Below are 16,926 nucleotides of genomic sequence, written 5' to 3' on the forward strand. Positions count from 1 at the left end.
CTCTCTCGGTCGTCGTTGCTGGCGGCCGTTTTTTTTAGGGAAAAAATCCCTGTTCCGATGGCTATTCAACGTGAATAATCAATTGTAAAATTAGGCTTGACCGTCTAATTGAGAATCGTTATCATTTGTTTTATCCTGAGTTGATTATCTCGGGTTCAATTATTGGGTTCAAGTGAGGGTCATATGACATCGACTACATTGTTAACAGATGCACCTCGAGGGGTGGATGCCAGTGTGCAACCGTCCATGACGAACGCGAAGATGCGTCAACTTGACAGCAAAGAGCTGTTTAATGGACAACGCGAACTAGAGATTGCACACGGCGATCAAACCTATCGTCTGCGGCTCACCCGTCAGGGCAAGCTGATTCTGACGAAGTAAAGGAGTCCGTATGAAACCGGAAAATCCTTGTAAGCGCATTGTGCTGGCGGGTAACGACGGCTGCAGGATTTTATTCTGCGAAGAGTGCAATGTGGCCGAGCTGGAAGTGGGCGCGCTGAGCCTGAGGCTGGATATGCAGGCGTTTGGCACACTGGCTGAATTGCTGCAGGAAGGCGCTGCCAGAATGGCCGTATTTAATGCAGTACGAGAAAGAAATGATGCAATGATGAATGGGGTAGGGAATGTACACTGAAATGAGGCTGGTAAAGCCTTCATTCCAATCAGCGCAAGCGCCAAATGCCATGATCCGGGGCCTGAAGCCTCGCGGTGGCAACCAGGGTGGTCAAACACCATCGCGTGCTTCCTATTCGGCCTTGTTGGCGGTGTTGATGGCACATGCCGCGATTTTTGCCGCCGTGGTCTGGCTCAAGCCCGAAGAAGTGCGTATCGAACAGCCTGATACCCCGATGGTCGTGAATCTTGTGAGTGACCCCAAGTCCATTACTGAAGAGCCGCAACCCGAGCCTACCCCCCCCAAGCCGGTCGTCAAGATTCAAAAGCAGAAGCCGGTAAAACAGCAAATCAAGCCCACACCTGAACCACAGCCACAAGTGGCTGAGCCGCAGCCTGCCGCTCCGGTAGAGGCGCCCCGTGTGGTGCAGGATGCCAAGCCTACGCCCCCGCCGCCTCCCGCCGAGATCGTGGAAAAAGCGCCACCGCCTCCGCCACCTGAAACACATGAGCCTGAACTGGTTACCGGTGTGGCCTATCTGTATGAGCCTGAGCGCAAATATCCCATGTTGTCCAAGCGCCTCAAAGAAGAGGGCAAGGTCAGGATGAAGGTACGCATTTCAGCCACTGGCATCCCGGAAGATATTCAATTGCTGGAACGTTCCGGGTTTGAGCGATTGGACAATGCAGCGGTGGATTGGCTGAAAGCCGCCCGCTTCACGCCTTACCGCAAAAATGGGAAAGCAGTCAGTGTTTACGCTATCGTACCCATGAGCTACTCGCTGCACGATTAGTGACCAGTTTATTAAAAGCACCATCATTATTTAGTTAAAAAAAGAAGGAATATTGCATGCAAAGCGGTTACGAGTTTAATGGTCTGGCCTTTATTACCGATGGCGGCGTGGTTTCAATCACCGTCGCTCTCTGTCTCTTGGTCATGTCTGTCGCCAGCTGGTACCTGATTATTGTGAAAGGGATCCAGTCGCTGCGCCTGCGTGCAGCTTCGCGCAATTACAGCCAGCGTTTTTGGGATGCCAGCTCGCTGGAAGTTGCCATCCGTGAAAATGGCGTTTCCACGCCGATGTCGCGCCTGGCCAATCAGGCGGTGGAAGCTGCAGAGCATCATCAGCGTCACGCGTCCAAGCGTCTGGCCGATGCCTGCAATCAGGATGAGTTTGTGGCACGCAGCATGCGTCGCGTCATCAGCGATGAAGGTGCGCGTCTGGAAAATGGTCTCACCATACTGGCGTCTGTAGGTAGTGTTGCGCCGTTCGTTGGTCTGTTTGGTACCGTGTGGGGTATTTACCACGCGCTAGCCAGCATCAGCATGAGTGGTCAGGCCACGCTGGATAAGGTGGCAGGTCCGGTAGGCGAGGCGCTGATCATGACGGCGTTTGGTCTGGCAGTGGCGATTCCTGCTGTGCTGGCATACAACGCCCTGGTTCGCAGCAATCGTGTGTTGATGGCGCAACTGGACAGCTTTGCCAACGATCTGCATGTCTTGCTGACCACCGGCGCTCCACTGACCCATGGCAATACGCCCGGAGAAAGCGCACTAAAGCCCCAAAGTCACCTTAAAGAGGTGACAGCATGATCGGTTCAGGCAACGGTTTTGGCTCGGGTAGTCACTCTGCCCCGATGGCCGAGATTAATACCACGCCGCTAGTGGATGTTATGCTAGTGCTGCTGGTGATCTTCATCATCACAGCACCTTTGCTGACCCACGCCGTGCGCATTGATCTGCCACAGGCCAGCAGCCAGCCTCTTCCAGAAAAACCCGAGTCGTTCACGATCTCGATTGATAACGCCGGGCAGATTTACTGGAACGATACCCCGCTGGTTGAAGGCGAACTCGTGCTCAAGCTGGAGCAGGCCTCCAAGAAAGAGCCGCAGCCTGATATCAATCTGCGTGCCGACAAGGAAACCCGCTACGAAGTCATCGCCAAGGTGATGGCAGATGCCAAGAATGCGGGCGTGCAAAAGCTGGGGTTTGTTAGCGAGCCCGCTTCAAACTAGGCTTGATTCTGTATCCTTGGTTTCAACAAAACCCCGCCCGCAGGCGGGGTTTTGCTTTTGTGCTATCCACATTCGCGCATTAAACGGGCTTGTTTTTTGCTAGACTAGATGACAAGTCGTCACTGTGCGCTGCGTGCCTGCTGAAATGTTGAGTGGATTTTCCTGCCTGGGAATGTCATCTCCAGATCACGGTGGGCCGTTAGCCTGTACTGAATCTCCAGATATATGACAGGAATCTAACCGCCATGATAAGTTCAAATGCGTCCCAGCCCTCCGAGTTCACCCCCACCGTTACTACTGAAAAAACCCCGATAGCACAGGCTTTACAGAACCACCTGATATTTTCGGCATTCAAAACCAGTGCAACGGCAACGCCTCGCGACTGGTATGCAACGACCGCCTATACTGTTCGCGATCACGTGGTAGAACGCTGGGTCAAAACATCCGAGGCCTATCAGGAGCGTGATCCCAAGCGCGTATATTACCTCTCGCTGGAGTTCCTGATTGGGCGCATGTTGTCCAATGCTGCCCTAAATCTGGGCATAGCACCGGAAGTGAGCGAAGGCCTGCACGCGCTGGGGCGCGATATGGAGCAGGTGGTGGAGATGGAAACCGATGCTGCACTGGGCAATGGTGGCCTGGGCCGCCTCGCCGCCTGTTTTCTCGATTCCATGGCAAGCATGGATATCCCCGGCACCGGCTATGGTATCCGCTATGAATACGGCATGTTTCGCCAATCCATCAGCCATGGTCAGCAGATAGAAAACCCCGACAACTGGCTGCGCTACGGTAATATCTGGGAGTTCCAGCGTCCCGAGAGCACCTATATCGTACGTTTCTTTGGTCACGTGGTGGAGTTTCCCACCGAGCATGGCATTGAACATCACTGGGTGGATTCCGAGGCCGTGGTGGCCATGGCCTATGATGTGCCGATTCCCGGCTATGGCACGGAAACCGTGAACAATCTGCGGCTGTGGTCAGCCAAGGCGACGCGTGAGTTTGACCTCATGCATTTCAACGATGGCAATTACGAAAAAGCCGTGGAAGAACGTAATGCCACCGAGAATATCTCCAAGGTGCTCTACCCAAATGACACCTCGGTCTCGGGCAAGGAGCTGCGCCTCAAGCAGCAGTATTTCTTTGTCTCCGCCTCGATTCAGGACATCCTGCGCCGTTTCCTTGCCAATCATCACGACTGGAACATGCTGCCGGAAAAAGTGGCGATTCAGCTGAATGACACCCACCCGGCGATTGCCGTTGCCGAAATGATGTACCAACTGGTGGATGTGCACAGACTGGAGTGGAGCCACGCCTGGAAGCTGGTGGTCAAGATTTTTGCCTATACCAACCACACACTGATGCCTGAAGCGCTGGAGACCTGGTCAGTCGATCTGTTCGGCCGTCTCTTGCCACGTCATCTGGGCATCATCTACCAGATCAACCATGAATTCCTGCAGATGGTGAACCACCGCTTCCCTGGCGATACCGATTTGCTGAGCCGTGTATCCATCATTGATGAAACCCACGGCCGCCGCGTGCGGATGGCCCACCTGGCCGTGATCGGCAGCCATACCGTCAATGGTGTGGCCGCGCTGCACAGTGAGCTGCTCAAAACCACCTTGTTTGCCGATTTCAACCGTATATATCCCGGCAAGTTCATCAACATCACCAACGGCATCACGCCGCGCCGCTGGCTTAACCAATGCAATCCAGGCCTGACAGCGCTACTGGCCAAGGTCATCGGCGAAGGTTTTCACAAGGATTTGAGCAAGTTGCAAGGCATCGTGCCGCTGGCCGAGGATGCTGATTTCCGCCAAGCTTTCCGCGAGATCAAGTTGCAGAACAAGATCCGCCTCGCGGCCCGCATCACCAAACTCACCGGTATCAGCCTCAATCCCAACAGCCTGTTTGATGTGCAGATCAAGCGCATACACGAATACAAGCGTCAGCTGCTCAACATGTTGCATGTGATCACCCTGTATAACCGCATCCGCAGTGGCAAGGCCGAGAGCATTACACCGCGCACGGTGATTTTTGGCGGTAAGGCGGCGCCGGGTTATTGGATGGCCAAACTGATTATCCGACTGATCAATGATGTGGCTGCCATTGTCAATGACGACCCTGCCGTAGGGGACAAACTCAAAGTGGTGTTTTACCCCAACTATGAAGTCTCTGCCGCTGAATTGCTGTTTCCCGGCAGCGATCTTTCCGAACAGATTTCCACGGCGGGCACTGAAGCTTCTGGCACCGGCAACATGAAAATGGCGCTGAATGGTGCCTTGACCATCGGGACGCTGGATGGCGCCAATGTTGAAATCAAGGAAGAGGTTGGTGATGAGAATATCTTCATCTTCGGCCTCACGACGCCAGAAGTGGCCGACCTCAAGGCCCGTGGCTACAACCCCTGGGATTATTACCACGGCAACGAAGAGCTGCGCCAGGTGCTGGACATGATCGCCGGTGGCTTCTTCTCGGTGGATGAGCCTGACCGCTACCAGCCGATTTTTGACACCCTGCTGCACAAGGGCGATAACTACCTGTTGCTGGCCGATTACCAGAGCTACATCGACGCTCAGGATGCCGTGAGCAAGCTGTATCAGGACCAGGAAGAGTGGACGCGCCGCGCCATTCTCAATGTTGCGCGTGTAGGCAAATTTTCCAGTGACCGCACCATTGGTGAATACGCCAGCCACATCTGGAAAGTGAATCCCTTGCGTGGCTGATCGGCATTAAACAGTAAGTAAACCAGTCGGGGGCGTGCAAGCTTGCACGCCCTTTCTTTTGCGGTAGACTGTGGTTCCTTCATGCCCTTTATGGATGTTCATCATGTCCCGTTTGCTCACTGCCCTGACCCTGCTTGCTTTTACGCTGAATGCATACAGTGCTGACCTCAGTTCTCTGAGTAACAAGGACGCCAGCAGTGGGCTCAAGGAAGCCCTGATTCAGGGCGCAGGGAAGGCCGTGGGCAAGCTGGGGGCCGTGGATGGCTTCCTGAATAATCCACAGGTGAAAATCCCTTTGCCGGATAACCTGAAGAAAGCCGAAAAAGCCATGCGCATGTTTGGCATGGGCGACCAGGCGGATGAACTAGTACTCAAGATGAACCGCGCTGCCGAAGCAGCCGTACCCGAAGCCAAAACGCTACTCGTCAACTCGGTGAAGAGCATGAGTGTGACCGATGCCAAGAATATCCTGACCGGTGGCGACGATGCTGCTACCCAATACTTCAAGAAAACCACCTCTGGCCCCATGGCTGAGAAATTCCTGCCTATCGTCAAAAAAGCCACCGAGAATGTTGCCCTGGCCCAGCAATACAACAAGTTTGCCGAAATGGGCAGCCAGTTTGGCCTGGTGAAAAAAGATCAGGCTAACCTTGAGCAATACGTCACCCAGAAAACACTCGATGGCGTATACCTGATGATGGCCGAAGAAGAAAAAGCCATCCGCCAAGACCCGATGGGGCAAGCCAGCAGCTTGCTCAAAAAGGTGTTTGGGAGCTTGGAAAATTAGCGATTGACTCCCTAAAGGTGGCTATTTTTTGGTCTTCACTGAAATAAAAAAAAGGGGCGATTGCCCCTTTTTCTCTGCATCACCAGGCTAAACCCTGGCTTTGTTTTTCTTACAACACAGCTAACGCTGCATCGTAATCAGGCTCGTTGGCGATCTCAGAAACGAGTTCGCTATGCAATACCTTGTTGTTTTCATCCAGTACCACGACAGCGCGGGCGGTGAGGCCAGCCAAGCTGCTATCGGCGATTTGTACGCCATAGTCTTTGGAGAACTTGGCGGTATCACGGAAAGTGGACAGGGTGACCACATTTTCCAGGCCTTCAGCACCGCAGAAACGGCTTTGCGCGAAAGGCAGGTCAGCGGAGATGCAGAGCACGGCAGTATTGGGCACTTCGGCTGCGCGCTTGTTGAAGGTGCGAACGGAGGTAGCGCAAGTAGGTGTATCTACACTTGGGAAAATGTTCAGTACTTTGCGCTTGCCGGCGTAGTCAGCCAGGGATTGCAATTCGCGCTTGGCGTTAGCCAATTGAAAGTCAGGGGCGGTCTGGCCGACTTTTGGGAAGTCGCCGCCTACGGTTACCGGGTTGCCTTTAAGCGTTACTGTGCTGGTCATGGATAATGTCCTTTATGAAATTGAGGGCGGGATTGCCAATCAGAAAGCGTTTGAGACTGATGGTTCCACTCGTACTGATAGTTTTACCCTGGCGTCCTGCCGTTGCAGGATCATGCGCATGGGTATTCAGGAAAGTGCGCTCAGTTCATGCTTTCTTGCACTGTATCGCCCTTGCGTGAAGGGCGGATGAAAGATGATACACCAGCAGTGACCGCTATCAGGACGATAAATTCTCGCTGAGATAGCCTATGGTCATGGTCTGATTGTGCAGCACGCTGTCCGAGGTGTTGGGACGCGGGGCAAACTCACCATACGAATAAAAGCCGGTGAGTGTGGTTTGCGGCCCGAGAATGGTTTTGATGGCCGCGATCTCGTCCGCCGTCTGCTCGTTCATCACGCCTTTGCGGCCCACGCAGCTCACGCACAGGGCGAGGCCCGGCTGCGTATTATTAAGCGATTGCAGGTTGCCGGTGACGAGCCGGGCGGCTTCGCTGGCGCCTTCCACCAGGCGGTCGTGATTGGTCTGGCACAGGCGCACGATTTCGCCTTCTTCCACATTACCCGCAAAGGTCAGGCTGTTGCGCGCTGTATCAATGGCGAGCAGGGTACGGATTTTTTCTACCTCGCGCTTGCCTTCTTCGACAATCGCGAACGGGAATTTGAGCCCGGTACCGGGCAAGCCTTTGGCGTAATGCTCGCCGATGTACATGCGGTAGAGCGGCAAGGCGGGTTTGCCGTCCATTTCGTAGACCACATTTTTTTCGGATTTGGTGATCTTGCGCGGTGGGCCATAAGGCTTCCAGCCGCCGAGGGCGCCGCTGGCGGTAATCAGGCTGTCGCCATACAGGCCAACGGCGATCACCAGGTTATCGGAAATGACGCTATTGCAGATTTGCAGGGTATTTACAAAGGCAGCGTTATCTCCCGCCATGCCGCCTACAATCGGGATATCGCCCAGCACGCTCTGAAACCCCTGAAGCAATTCGGAGCCATTCACATGCAAGCCATCGGAGAACAGCAGCACGGTGCGCAGCGCCGGGGTTTGCAGTTGCTTGGCGAGATTGGTGGCGACTTCAAACGAGCTTTGCATGTTGTTCATGCGCGTATGCACCACACGCTGCTCCGTTTTGTGCCACTGAATGGCGGTGATCTGCAGGCTATCGTCAAATACGCTGTTGCCTTGAATCTCGCCGGACGTCGTGCAGCCGACGATCTGGGCGGCGGGGTAGCGGTCACGCAGGATATTCTGCAGCTTGCTTTCGCTGAAGCGGCGCACCGAGCCAAATACCAGTACCAGGTCGGCCGTGAGTAGCGGGGGATTCGCCGCCAGCTCTTTCAGCGTCATTTTGGCGGTCAGTGATTCCTGTCGTATCTGCATTGTTCCCTTCCCGTGAGCCTCCTTCTGTGAGAGGTCTTTCATCTTGATGGATGCGGCGCGGTCATGATGACTGCAAGCTTGCGATATTTAACCTGTTTGACACTGGAATGACAACAGAATGTGACCGACAGCGTCAGCACGAGTCTTGCACCATCGTGAATTCTGGATAGAATGATGTGAGTGCATGGCCTCCCGCCTTGCACGGCAAAAGTGCAACACACAATAAAAGGGGATGCAGGTGGGGGAAACCAGTTTAGCGGGCGTGAAAGTCATGGTCATTGATGACAGCAACACCATACGCCGTAGTGCCGAGCTTTTTCTCAAGCAGTCTGGCTGCGAAGTGATCCTGGCCGAAGACGGCTTTGAAGCCTTATCCAAGATTGCCAACTATCATCCCGATCTTATCTTCGTCGACATCATGATGCCGCGGCTTGATGGCTACCAGACCTGCACCCTGATCAAACGCAACCCACGCTATAAAGCCACGCCGGTAGTGATGCTTTCCAGCAAGGATGGCCTGTTTGACCGGGCACGCGGCCGCATGGCGGGCTCAGACCAATACCTTACCAAGCCCTTTACCCAAGAGTCACTGCTGCATGCGGTGACCAATCACGCCCGCGTGGAAACGGACGAGGACTAGGCATGGCGATTCAAAAAATCCTGGTCGTGGATGATTCCTTTACCGATCGTTTTTATCTGACGGAACTGCTGGTGGATGCCGGGTTTACCGTCATGACCGCCGAAAATGGCGAAGAGTGCCTGGAAAAAGTCGCGGCCGAAGCGCCCGATCTGGTGCTCATGGATGTGGTGATGCCTGGCCTCAATGGATTTCAGGCTACGCGCGCCCTCTCAAAAAACCCGCTTACGGCGCATATCCCTGTCATCATGTGCACCGGCAAGGAGCAGGCGACAGATCGTCTGTGGGCCTTGCGTCAGGGTGCCAAGGATTGCGCCATCAAGCCAGTCCAACTGGACGAATTGCTGAGCAAGATACGGGCACTGGAAAATGGCCAGACTTAACCTGCACGAATACCAGCAGGATATTTTAGCCCGCCTGCAAGAGGTGACGGCCAACGCGGGCAGCACCAGCAGCTCACGCCTTGGGGTGGAAGTGGGCGGGCAGCACTGGCTGATCAACCTGCGTGATATCAGCGAGGTGCTGCCAGTGCCGGACATCAGCCCGGTGCCGCTGACGCGCAGCTGGTTTCTGGGCATGGCGAACGTGCGTGGCAATCTTTACGGCATTACCGATCTGGCCGCCTTTATGGGCGGGCCATTCACGGTGATGACCGCGCAAAGCCGCATATTGCTGGTGCATGAGCGTTATCAGGTGAACGCCGCCTTGCTGATTGATCGTCTGGTGGGGCTGCGCACGCTGGAAAGCATGACTGTGCAGACGCCTGAACCAGGCGAGCCTGATGTTCACGGTGAACATTACAAGGATGAGCATGGCCAGGTCTGGCAAGTGCTGGCACTGGAAAGCTTGCTGACCGGTAGCGAATTCATGCAGGTGGCTGCCTAGTCTTCGCTGATATTCCTGTCGCTTGCCCAACTCAACGGGAGCCCGGGGCAGGCGGCGCAAGTGGCAGACAGGTAGTACAGAATTTACCTTGAGCCTTACCAGGCTTGAGGCCGGAACACACAAAGGGGTGATATGGCATTGAATGCAGCAAAAAAGGGAAACACACCATCACTGCTGGCGCGCTTGCGCGCCGGGGTGAAGTCCGCACTGACAGGGCAAGGAGATAGCTCGGCCTCGGGTATCCCCAAGACCTTGCTGGTATTTTTCCTGATCGCTGCTGCCGTGGCGCTCCTCAATCTGCTGTTCAATATCACTCAGGTCGAGCGCGACAACCGTTTCTCCATACTCTCAGGCGATGTGCAGGTATTTGTGCAGCAGGCCGCGCGCGATGCCGTGCTGGCAACACATAGCCGTGAAGCGGCCAGTGTGCGCCTGGTGAATGTCATGGGCAGTGTGGAGAGCGACATCAAGCAGATGCGCAAGCTGGAAGCCGACACGCTGTTCCGCGGGCAGGAAGTGGTGCCCGCCCTCAACAAGCTGGAGGCCTCATGGCAGCAATTGCACAAGTCGCTTAAAACCCTGAGCCCGGATGTGCTGGCGGATGATGCCAGCAAGGCCCAGCTCATCAGCATCGTGAATACCAGTGATGAGATTGTTGCCACCGCCCGGCGCATGGTGGATCAATACAAGCAGCAAGGACGTGCCAACCTGTTCCTGATTCTCTCGGTATTGTCCGGGCTGCTGGCTTTGCTGATGTTGATTGTGGTGGGCTATCGCCAGGTGCTGTCGGCGCGCCGCCAGTTTCTGGACATCGAACAGACCAACCTCGGCAATCAGGAGGCCATTCTGCACTTGCTGGATGAAATGGGCGACCTGGCCGATGGTGACCTCACGGTCAAGGCGCAAGTGTCGGAAAACATTACTGGCGCGATTGCCGATTCCATCAACTACACGATCGACAGCCTGCGTGACCTGGTGGCCGAGATCAACCGCGCGACCGAGCAGGTGAACCAGGCCACGGCGCAAACCCGTACCACTTCCGATTATCTGTTGAAAGCGACCGAAGAGCAGTCCAAGCAGATTGGCGAAACCAGTGACGCCATCAACAACATGACGCGTTCTATCCTGCATGTGTCCAGCAACGCCGGGCAGGCCTCGCAAGTGGCGCAACGCTCGCTGCAAGCTGCCACCCAGGGCGCCAAGGCGGTGCAGAACACCATCTCCGGCATGAATGAAATCCGCACGCAGATTCAGGAAACCTCCAAGCGTATCAAGCGCCTGGGTGAAAGCTCGCAGGAAATTAGCGAAATCGTGGAGCTGATTTCCGACATTACCGAGCAGACCAATATTCTGGCGCTGAATGCCGCGATTCAGGCCGCCTCGGCGGGTGAAGCCGGACGTGGCTTCACCGTGGTGGCGGAAGAAGTGCAGCGACTGGCTGAGCGTTCATCCGAAGCGACCAAGCAGATCAGCGCCATTGTGAAAACCATTCAGACTGATACCAACAGTGCCGTGGTGGCGATGGAAAAAAGCACCGAGGGTGTGGTCGATGGGGCTCGCCTCTCCGATGCTGCCGGTCAGGCCCTGAATGAAATTGAAACGGTGAGTACCAACCTGGCGCGCCTGATCCAGGCGATTTCTGAAGCGACGGTGGCCCAGACCGAAGTGGCGTCTACCGTCAGCCGCAACATGCAGAAGATCCAGAACATCACCTCGCAAACCACGGAGGGCACCAAGCTGACCGCACAATCGGTGGAACAGCTTGCCACGCTTGCCGAAGAACTCCGCGCCTCGGTGGCCGGCTTCAAGTTGTCCTGATGGTCGGGCCGCACAGGAGCTAGCCGTGGTTGACGATTTCGACATAGGGCCTCTTAACTGGGTCAAGGGCGAGATAGACCAGGCGCTGAAAAGCGTGCTGGAGAATCTGGCTACTCTGCAGCAAACTCCGGAAGATGCCGCCAGCCTGAAGTTTTCGCAAACCCATCTCTACCAGGTGAGCGGTGCGCTCGACATGGTTGGGCTGGAGGGTTGCAAGCGATTCTGTGCCGAGATCGAACATGTGGCCGCGGGGCTGCAAAAGGGCGAGATTGCCATGAGCCCCGTCGCACTGGGGGCTATGATGGACGCCGTCCAGGCCTTGAGTCGTTATCTGCAGGCGCTGGTGGATGGCGCGTCGGATCGTCCTCTGTTGTTATTTCCCGCTTTTGCTGCGTTGCAAGCCCTGCATGGCGAAGAGGCTGAAGAAAGCGAACTGTTTTTCCCCGATACCGATGTGCGGGCGCCGCGTGATTTGCCCACACAATCCCTGCCGGATGATGCTTTGGGCGCTTTCTTTGCCGAGCAGCGCACGGCATTCCAGAAAGGCCTGCTGACCTGGCTGAAATCGCAAGGTGCCGAGGGCCAGGACATCTTGCGTGCCGCGCTGCAGCAAGTGCAGCAGGTACAAAAGCAGGGTGGTCAGAAAACACTGTGGTGGGTCGCCAGTGTGTTTGTCGATATCCTGCAGCAACCCGAGCATGCGGCCAATGCAAGCATCAAGAAGCTCTGCCGCCGCATAGACCAGCAACTGCGCAGCCTGTATGACGGCGCTACCCGCGCCAGTGGCAATCTGTTGCGTGACCTCTTGTATTTCATCGCCATCAGCCCGGCTGAGTCCGCCGCCCTGCAGCAGGTGCAGACGGCATTTGAGCTGGAGGCCTATCTGCCCGAACCGCCCCGTACGGCGCAGGACGTGAAGGTCGAGAGCGATGATCGCGAGCTGGCAAAGCGCATGCTGGCATTGCTGCGGGCCTTGCAGGATGCCTGGGCAGCCTATGAGGAATACAAATTCAAGGCGCTGCTGGAGCAGTTCAGCATCCAGCTGCGCGATAGCCTGGTCAAGCAGACGTTTCGCTACGATAGCCTGAACGCCTTGCTACAAGCCTTGCAGCGCATGAATATGCGCGTGCTGGCAGGCGCGGATGTCGTCAGCAATTCGGCCATGCTGGAGGTCGCCTCCACCCTGGCGCTGCTGGAAGAAACCTTTCACCATTATGTGGACTTGAGCGATGCGCTGATCCAGCGCCAGCATCAGCAGGCTGCCCGCCTGCAGGAGCTGGCCGAGGGGCGTCAGCCCTCGCCGGGAGCCGATCTCAGCGGAACGCCGCTGTCTTCTGACTTGCTGGCGACCATGGGCAAGCATATCCACCAGGTGCTGGAAACCATCGAGCCCTTGCTGGATGGCTATTTCCGCAAACCGGACCAGCGCGATGCGGTGCTGCCATGTCAGCCACTGTTGACCCAGGTTACCGGCGCGTTTGATTTGCTGGATCTCACGCTGCCAGCTACCTTGTCGCGCTTCACTGAGGCTACCCTCGAAAGCTTGCAGCATGATGCGGTTGCACCTTCTACCGGGATTTTTGAGGCACTGGCCGAAGCGCTGAGCGCCATGGATTTTTATGTGAGCGGCTTCCCGCGGTTGCGCCCCGAGGCCGAGACCGCCATGCGGGTGGCGCTGGAAATGCTACAGGCCCAGATGTCGCCCGATGCGCTGGCCGATGACGCTGAAGATGATATGCATGCGCTGGTGGAAGACCATGTCCCCACGCTGCAGGAAAGCTTTGCTGCGGCAAATGAAGCAGCCGCCAGCGCCGCACAGGAGGAAGAGGCCCCTGAACCCGAGCCCGCTCTGGTGCCAGATCGTGCCCACGATGCCGAGCTGCTGGATGTGTTCCTGACCGAATCCGAAGAAGTGCTCGCCAGCATTGCGCAGCAGCAGCAAGCCCTGCGCGTCAATGCCACCGACCGTCGCGCCATGATGGATTTGCGGCGCGGCTTTCATACGCTGAAAGGCAGTGGCCGCACCATAGGCCTGGCGAATCTCGGTGAAGTTGGCTGGGCGGTGGAAAAACTGCTGAATCGCGTGATTGATAGCCGCGTGGTGCCCAGCCCCAACCAGCTGGCGTTTACCGAATCCGCTGCCAGTGCCTTTGCCGGATGGGCCGATACCCTGCGCCAGAGCGCTGAAGTCACCATAGACCCAGCCCCCTGGCTTGCCCAGGCCGCCGAACTCGAAGACGAGTGCGCCAGCCAGCCCGGCCTCAGCAGCGCAGCCGAAGTCATTATTGGCGGCACCCGCAAGCTCAGCCGTGCGCTGTTTGATATTTTCATGGGCGAAGCCAATCAGCATCTCGCCATGCTCAAGGCCTGGGTGGATGGCCTACCGGAAAAAGACGAAGCCCCGCCCGAGGCGAGCCGCCGCGCTGCCCACACGCTAGCCAGCAATGCCGGCACCGCAGGCTTCAAAGCCATTGCCGATCTCGCTCGTGCCCTGGAGCATTGGCTGGATGTGCAAGGCGCCGAATGGACGCCACAGCAGCGCAAGCTGGCCGACAACGTGGTATCGGTATTGGCCGATATGCTGCGCAAGGCAGGTCAGTTCCGCCAGCCACGCCAGAACATGGGCCTGCTTGCCGCCCTGCGCGAGGCCATTGAGGCAGCCAATGCCCCAGCAGAAGCTGATGTTGGGGTCGCAGAAGAGGTGCAAGCTGAGCTCGAGGAAGATGTCGACGCCGAGGTACAAGCCGGCAGCGATATCGAGACCGAGGCTTTCCCATCCGATGTGACGGCAGTTGCCCAAGAGCTGGATACAGAAGAGCTTGCTGAAGAAGAACCAGAGGCTGAAGAGGAACCAGAGGAAAGCACGACTGAAGATCAGTCGGACTCTGGCCCGTCCGATGTAGCCACGGGCGCAGCGGCTAAAGTGATCGAACTGTTCAAGGATATTGATTTCGGGCCAGAGCCAGAGCCAGAGCCAGAGCCAGAGCCAGAGCCAGAGCCAGAGCCAGAGCCAGAGCCAGAGCCAGAGCCAGAGCCAGAGCCAGAGCCAGAGCCAGAGCCAGAGCCAGAGCCAGAGCCAGAGCCAGAGCCAGAGCCAGAGCCAGAGCCAGAGCCAGAGCCAGAGCCAGAGCCAGAGCCAGAGCCAGAGCCAGAGCCAGAGCTGTCTATCGAGAGTGAGTTGCATGGCATCTTCATGATCGAAGCGCATGAGCTGGTGCCGCGCATCGGTTCCGAGTTGCGCGCCTGGCGTCACGCACCGGAGGTCAATGAACACCCTGAAGAGCTGCAGCGCGCGCTGCATACCCTGAAGGGCAGTGCCCGCATGGCGGGCCAGATGGCCCTGGCCGATGTGGTACACGATATGGAAGACACCATCGTGCGTGCCCGCAAGCAGGATGGACAGGCGCTGGATTTTGAGCATTTGTTCAATGATCTGGACCAGATTGGCAGCCTGCTGGAAGCCGCCGAGCAAGGTCCGGTGGCGGCCGATGCGCTGCCTGCAGCCTCCGGCATGCCTGCCGAGCATCAGGCGCAATACCTGCGCTTGCGTGGCGATGTGCTGGACAGGCTGATCAACGAAGCCGGGGAAATCAGTATTGCCCGTTCGCGCATGGAGCGCGAGATGCTGGCATTCAAGCAATACTCGCAGGATCTGACCGAGAGCGTGGCACGTTTGCGCAACCAGTTGCGTGAAATGGAAATCGAGGCCGAAAGCCAGATGCAGTCGCGCATGGCGCATCTGCAGGAAACCAGCGAGACCTTTGACCCGCTGGAGTTTGACCGCTTTACCCGCCTGCAGGAACTGACCCGCATGATGGCGGAGAGCGTGAACGACGTTTCCACCATTCAGCATGGCCTGCTCGGCAATCTGGGCGAGACCGAATCCGCGCTGCAGCAGCAGGCACGCATGAACCGTGAGCTGCAATATGGCCTCATGGATGTGCGCATGGTGCCGTTTTCCATGATCACCGAGCGGCTGCAACGCATTGTGCGGCAGACAGCCCGTACGCTGGGCAAGCCCGCCGAACTGCAGATCGAGGGCGAAACAGTGCAGATTGATCGTACCGTGCTGGACAAGATAGGGGCGCCGCTGGAGCACCTGTTGCGCAATGCGGTCGCGCATGGCCTTGAGTCCATGCCGGAGCGCAGGGCGACCGGCAAGCCCGAGGCGGGCACCATACAGTTGCACGTCAAGAGTGAAAACGATGAAATCACCCTCACCGTGACCGATGATGGCGCGGGCATTCCACTGGCGCAGGTGCGGAAAAAAGCCATAGAGCGCGGTTTGCTGGTGGCGGATCAAAAGCTTAGCGATGCGGCTTTGCTGGCGGTGATTTTCGAGCCTGGATTTTCGACGGCCGATAACGTCACGCAGATTGCAGGCCGAGGCGTGGGGCTGGATTCCGTGCGCAGTGATATTACCGGTCTGGGCGGGCGCATTGATATCGCCAACCAGGCCGGGCAGGGTGCAACCTTCAGTATTTACCTGCCAGTGACGCTATCAGTGGCGCAGGTGGTGATGGTGCGTGCTGGTCAGCATGTGTTTGCCTTGCCTGCAGTCATGGTAGAGCAAGTGCAGAAGCTGAAGCCCGATGCGCTGGCCCAAGCCAAGTCCGAGGGGCTGCTTACGTGGGCCGAGCAGTCTTACGGGCTGTATTACCTCGCGCAGCTGATTGGCGACAACGCGACACAGCCGCAAGACCAGCGCTATACGCCGGTGATTTTGCTGCGCAGCGGCAGTTACCACATTGCGCTGCATGTGGATGAGGTGCTGGGCAATGTCGAAGTGGTCATGAAGCCGATAGGCCCGCAACTGGCGCGGGTGCCGGGCATGGCCGGAGCCAGTGTGATGGGCGATGGCAATATCGTGCTCATCATCAATCCGGTGCAGCTCGCTAACCGTGAAGCGCTGGCCGTGGGCAGCGTGCAGGTGGTCAATGTGGAAGCCGTGCCGCCACGTGCGCCCGAAATCATGGTGGTGGATGACTCGCTGACCATGCGCAAGGTGCTGAGCCGTCTCCTGGAGCGCGAAGGCTATCGGGTGGTGGTCGCCAAGGATGGCATGGATGCCCTGCAACTATTGCAGGATAGCCTGCCCGACCTGATTCTGAGTGACATTGAAATGCCGCGCATGGATGGCTTTGAGCTGGTGCGCAATATCCGGGGCGATAGTCGTACAGCCAATATTCCGCTCTTGATCATCAGCTCGCGCACGGCAGAAAAGCATCGCAGCCTCGCCCGTGAGCTGGGGGTTAATGCGTATCTCGGCAAACCCGTGCAGGATGACGAGTTGCTGGCGCAAGTGAAGGTGCTGTTGGCCGCCCAGTAGCACCTTCATGATGGTGGGCTGCCAGGCCCGCGGTTGCATGCTTGCCCTTGGCTCGTGCCGGGTGAGCGCCGCTTTGCCATTATTCGGTCCCCGGTGCTCCCGTAACGGCGGCCAAAGTCAAGTTAGAT

The 16,926-nt window shown here is 57.1% G+C and carries 14 protein-coding genes; 12 read left to right on the forward strand and 2 right to left on the reverse strand.

Features of this window, described 5'->3' with window-relative positions; all coding sequences use genetic code 11:
* Window positions 1-261 precede the first annotated feature (261 nt).
* From hemP to LG204_RS08795, 7 genes are all read left to right on the forward strand, one after another.
* Window positions 262-381, forward strand: coding sequence for a hemin uptake protein HemP (hemP, locus tag LG204_RS08765; RefSeq protein WP_230336915.1), 120 nt, complete (start codon window positions 262-264; stop codon window positions 379-381).
* Between the two features lie 10 nt (window positions 382-391).
* A complete protein-coding gene (locus tag LG204_RS08770; RefSeq protein WP_230336916.1) occupies window positions 392-634 on the forward strand; it encodes a hypothetical protein in 243 nt (80 codons plus the stop codon).
* Window positions 635-683: 49 nt separating this feature from the next.
* Window positions 684-1,406: an energy transducer TonB gene (locus LG204_RS08775; protein ID WP_230336917.1), complete on the forward strand. Its 723-nt coding sequence runs from the start codon at window positions 684-686 to the stop codon at window positions 1,404-1,406.
* 56 nt (window positions 1,407-1,462) lie between these two features.
* The gene (locus tag LG204_RS08780; RefSeq protein WP_230336918.1) at window positions 1,463-2,206 is read left to right on the forward strand and encodes a MotA/TolQ/ExbB proton channel family protein; all 744 of its coding nucleotides are present in this window, start codon (window positions 1,463-1,465) and stop codon (window positions 2,204-2,206) included.
* Complete coding sequence (locus LG204_RS08785) at window positions 2,203-2,628, forward strand: ExbD/TolR family protein (protein WP_230336919.1); 426 nt, start codon at window positions 2,203-2,205, stop codon at window positions 2,626-2,628. The genes LG204_RS08780 and LG204_RS08785 overlap by 4 nt, the downstream gene beginning before the upstream one ends.
* A gap of 245 nt (window positions 2,629-2,873) precedes the next feature.
* Window positions 2,874-5,351 (forward strand): glycogen/starch/alpha-glucan phosphorylase, encoded by a 2,478-nt coding sequence (locus LG204_RS08790; protein ID WP_230336920.1) that lies wholly within the window; start codon window positions 2,874-2,876, stop codon window positions 5,349-5,351.
* A 103-nt stretch (window positions 5,352-5,454) separates the two neighbouring features.
* Window positions 5,455-6,138 (forward strand): DUF4197 domain-containing protein, encoded by a 684-nt coding sequence (locus tag LG204_RS08795; RefSeq protein WP_230336921.1) that lies wholly within the window; start codon window positions 5,455-5,457, stop codon window positions 6,136-6,138.
* 109 nt (window positions 6,139-6,247) lie between these two features.
* On the opposite strand, the gene tpx is transcribed toward LG204_RS08795, so the two are convergent.
* Both tpx and LG204_RS08805 read right to left on the reverse strand, forming a co-directional pair.
* The gene (tpx, locus tag LG204_RS08800; protein WP_230336922.1) at window positions 6,248-6,751 is read right to left on the reverse strand and encodes a thiol peroxidase; all 504 of its coding nucleotides are present in this window, start codon (window positions 6,749-6,751) and stop codon (window positions 6,248-6,250) included.
* Window positions 6,752-6,968: 217 nt separating this feature from the next.
* Window positions 6,969-8,129 (reverse strand): FIST signal transduction protein, encoded by a 1,161-nt coding sequence (locus LG204_RS08805; protein WP_230336923.1) that lies wholly within the window; start codon window positions 8,127-8,129, stop codon window positions 6,969-6,971.
* Window positions 8,130-8,361: 232 nt separating this feature from the next.
* Here LG204_RS08805 and LG204_RS08810 point away from each other — a divergent pair, with 232 nt between their 5' ends.
* The 5 genes from LG204_RS08810 to LG204_RS08830 all read left to right on the forward strand — a co-directional run bounded on the left by LG204_RS08810 (window position 8,362) and on the right by LG204_RS08830 (window position 16,798).
* Window positions 8,362-8,769, forward strand: coding sequence for a response regulator (locus LG204_RS08810; RefSeq protein WP_013442530.1), 408 nt, complete (start codon window positions 8,362-8,364; stop codon window positions 8,767-8,769).
* Window positions 8,770-8,771: 2 nt separating this feature from the next.
* Window positions 8,772-9,149, forward strand: coding sequence for a response regulator (locus LG204_RS08815; RefSeq protein WP_230336924.1), 378 nt, complete (start codon window positions 8,772-8,774; stop codon window positions 9,147-9,149).
* A complete protein-coding gene (locus tag LG204_RS08820) occupies window positions 9,136-9,651 on the forward strand; it encodes a chemotaxis protein CheW (RefSeq protein ID WP_230336925.1) in 516 nt (171 codons plus the stop codon). Before LG204_RS08815 ends, LG204_RS08820 begins: the two co-directional genes overlap by 14 nt.
* Before the next feature lie 132 nt (window positions 9,652-9,783).
* Window positions 9,784-11,469, forward strand: coding sequence for a methyl-accepting chemotaxis protein (locus LG204_RS08825; RefSeq protein ID WP_230336926.1), 1,686 nt, complete (start codon window positions 9,784-9,786; stop codon window positions 11,467-11,469).
* A 25-nt stretch (window positions 11,470-11,494) separates the two neighbouring features.
* The gene (locus LG204_RS08830; protein ID WP_230336927.1) at window positions 11,495-16,798 is read left to right on the forward strand and encodes a hybrid sensor histidine kinase/response regulator; all 5,304 of its coding nucleotides are present in this window, start codon (window positions 11,495-11,497) and stop codon (window positions 16,796-16,798) included.
* Window positions 16,799-16,926 lie beyond the last annotated feature (128 nt).

Origin of the sequence: Methylovorus menthalis, assembly GCF_020523625.1 — a bacterium.
Classification (GTDB): domain Bacteria; phylum Pseudomonadota; class Gammaproteobacteria; order Burkholderiales; family Methylophilaceae; genus Methylovorus; species Methylovorus menthalis.

Bases quoted from the DNA above. Each gene is read 5' to 3' on its own strand.
- LG204_RS08785 (WP_230336919.1), top strand. From the start codon at position 2,203: ATGATCGGTTCAGGCAACGGTTTTGGCTCGGGTAGTCACTCTGCCCCG.
- LG204_RS08815 (WP_230336924.1), top strand. From the start codon at position 8,772: ATGGCGATTCAAAAAATCCTGGTCGTGGATGATTCCTTTACCGATCGT.
- LG204_RS08810 (WP_013442530.1), top strand. From the start codon at position 8,362: ATGCAGGTGGGGGAAACCAGTTTAGCGGGCGTGAAAGTCATGGTCATT.
- LG204_RS08820 (WP_230336925.1), top strand. From the start codon at position 9,136: ATGGCCAGACTTAACCTGCACGAATACCAGCAGGATATTTTAGCCCGC.
- LG204_RS08795 (WP_230336921.1), top strand. From the start codon at position 5,455: ATGTCCCGTTTGCTCACTGCCCTGACCCTGCTTGCTTTTACGCTGAAT.
- LG204_RS08770 (WP_230336916.1), top strand. From the start codon at position 392: ATGAAACCGGAAAATCCTTGTAAGCGCATTGTGCTGGCGGGTAACGAC.
- LG204_RS08805 (WP_230336923.1), bottom strand. From the start codon at position 8,129: ATGCAGATACGACAGGAATCACTGACCGCCAAAATGACGCTGAAAGAG.
- LG204_RS08825 (WP_230336926.1), top strand. From the start codon at position 9,784: ATGGCATTGAATGCAGCAAAAAAGGGAAACACACCATCACTGCTGGCG.
- tpx (WP_230336922.1), bottom strand. From the start codon at position 6,751: ATGACCAGCACAGTAACGCTTAAAGGCAACCCGGTAACCGTAGGCGGC.
- LG204_RS08775 (WP_230336917.1), top strand. From the start codon at position 684: ATGATCCGGGGCCTGAAGCCTCGCGGTGGCAACCAGGGTGGTCAAACA.
- LG204_RS08780 (WP_230336918.1), top strand. From the start codon at position 1,463: ATGCAAAGCGGTTACGAGTTTAATGGTCTGGCCTTTATTACCGATGGC.
- LG204_RS08790 (WP_230336920.1), top strand. From the start codon at position 2,874: ATGATAAGTTCAAATGCGTCCCAGCCCTCCGAGTTCACCCCCACCGTT.
- hemP (WP_230336915.1), top strand. From the start codon at position 262: ATGCGTCAACTTGACAGCAAAGAGCTGTTTAATGGACAACGCGAACTA.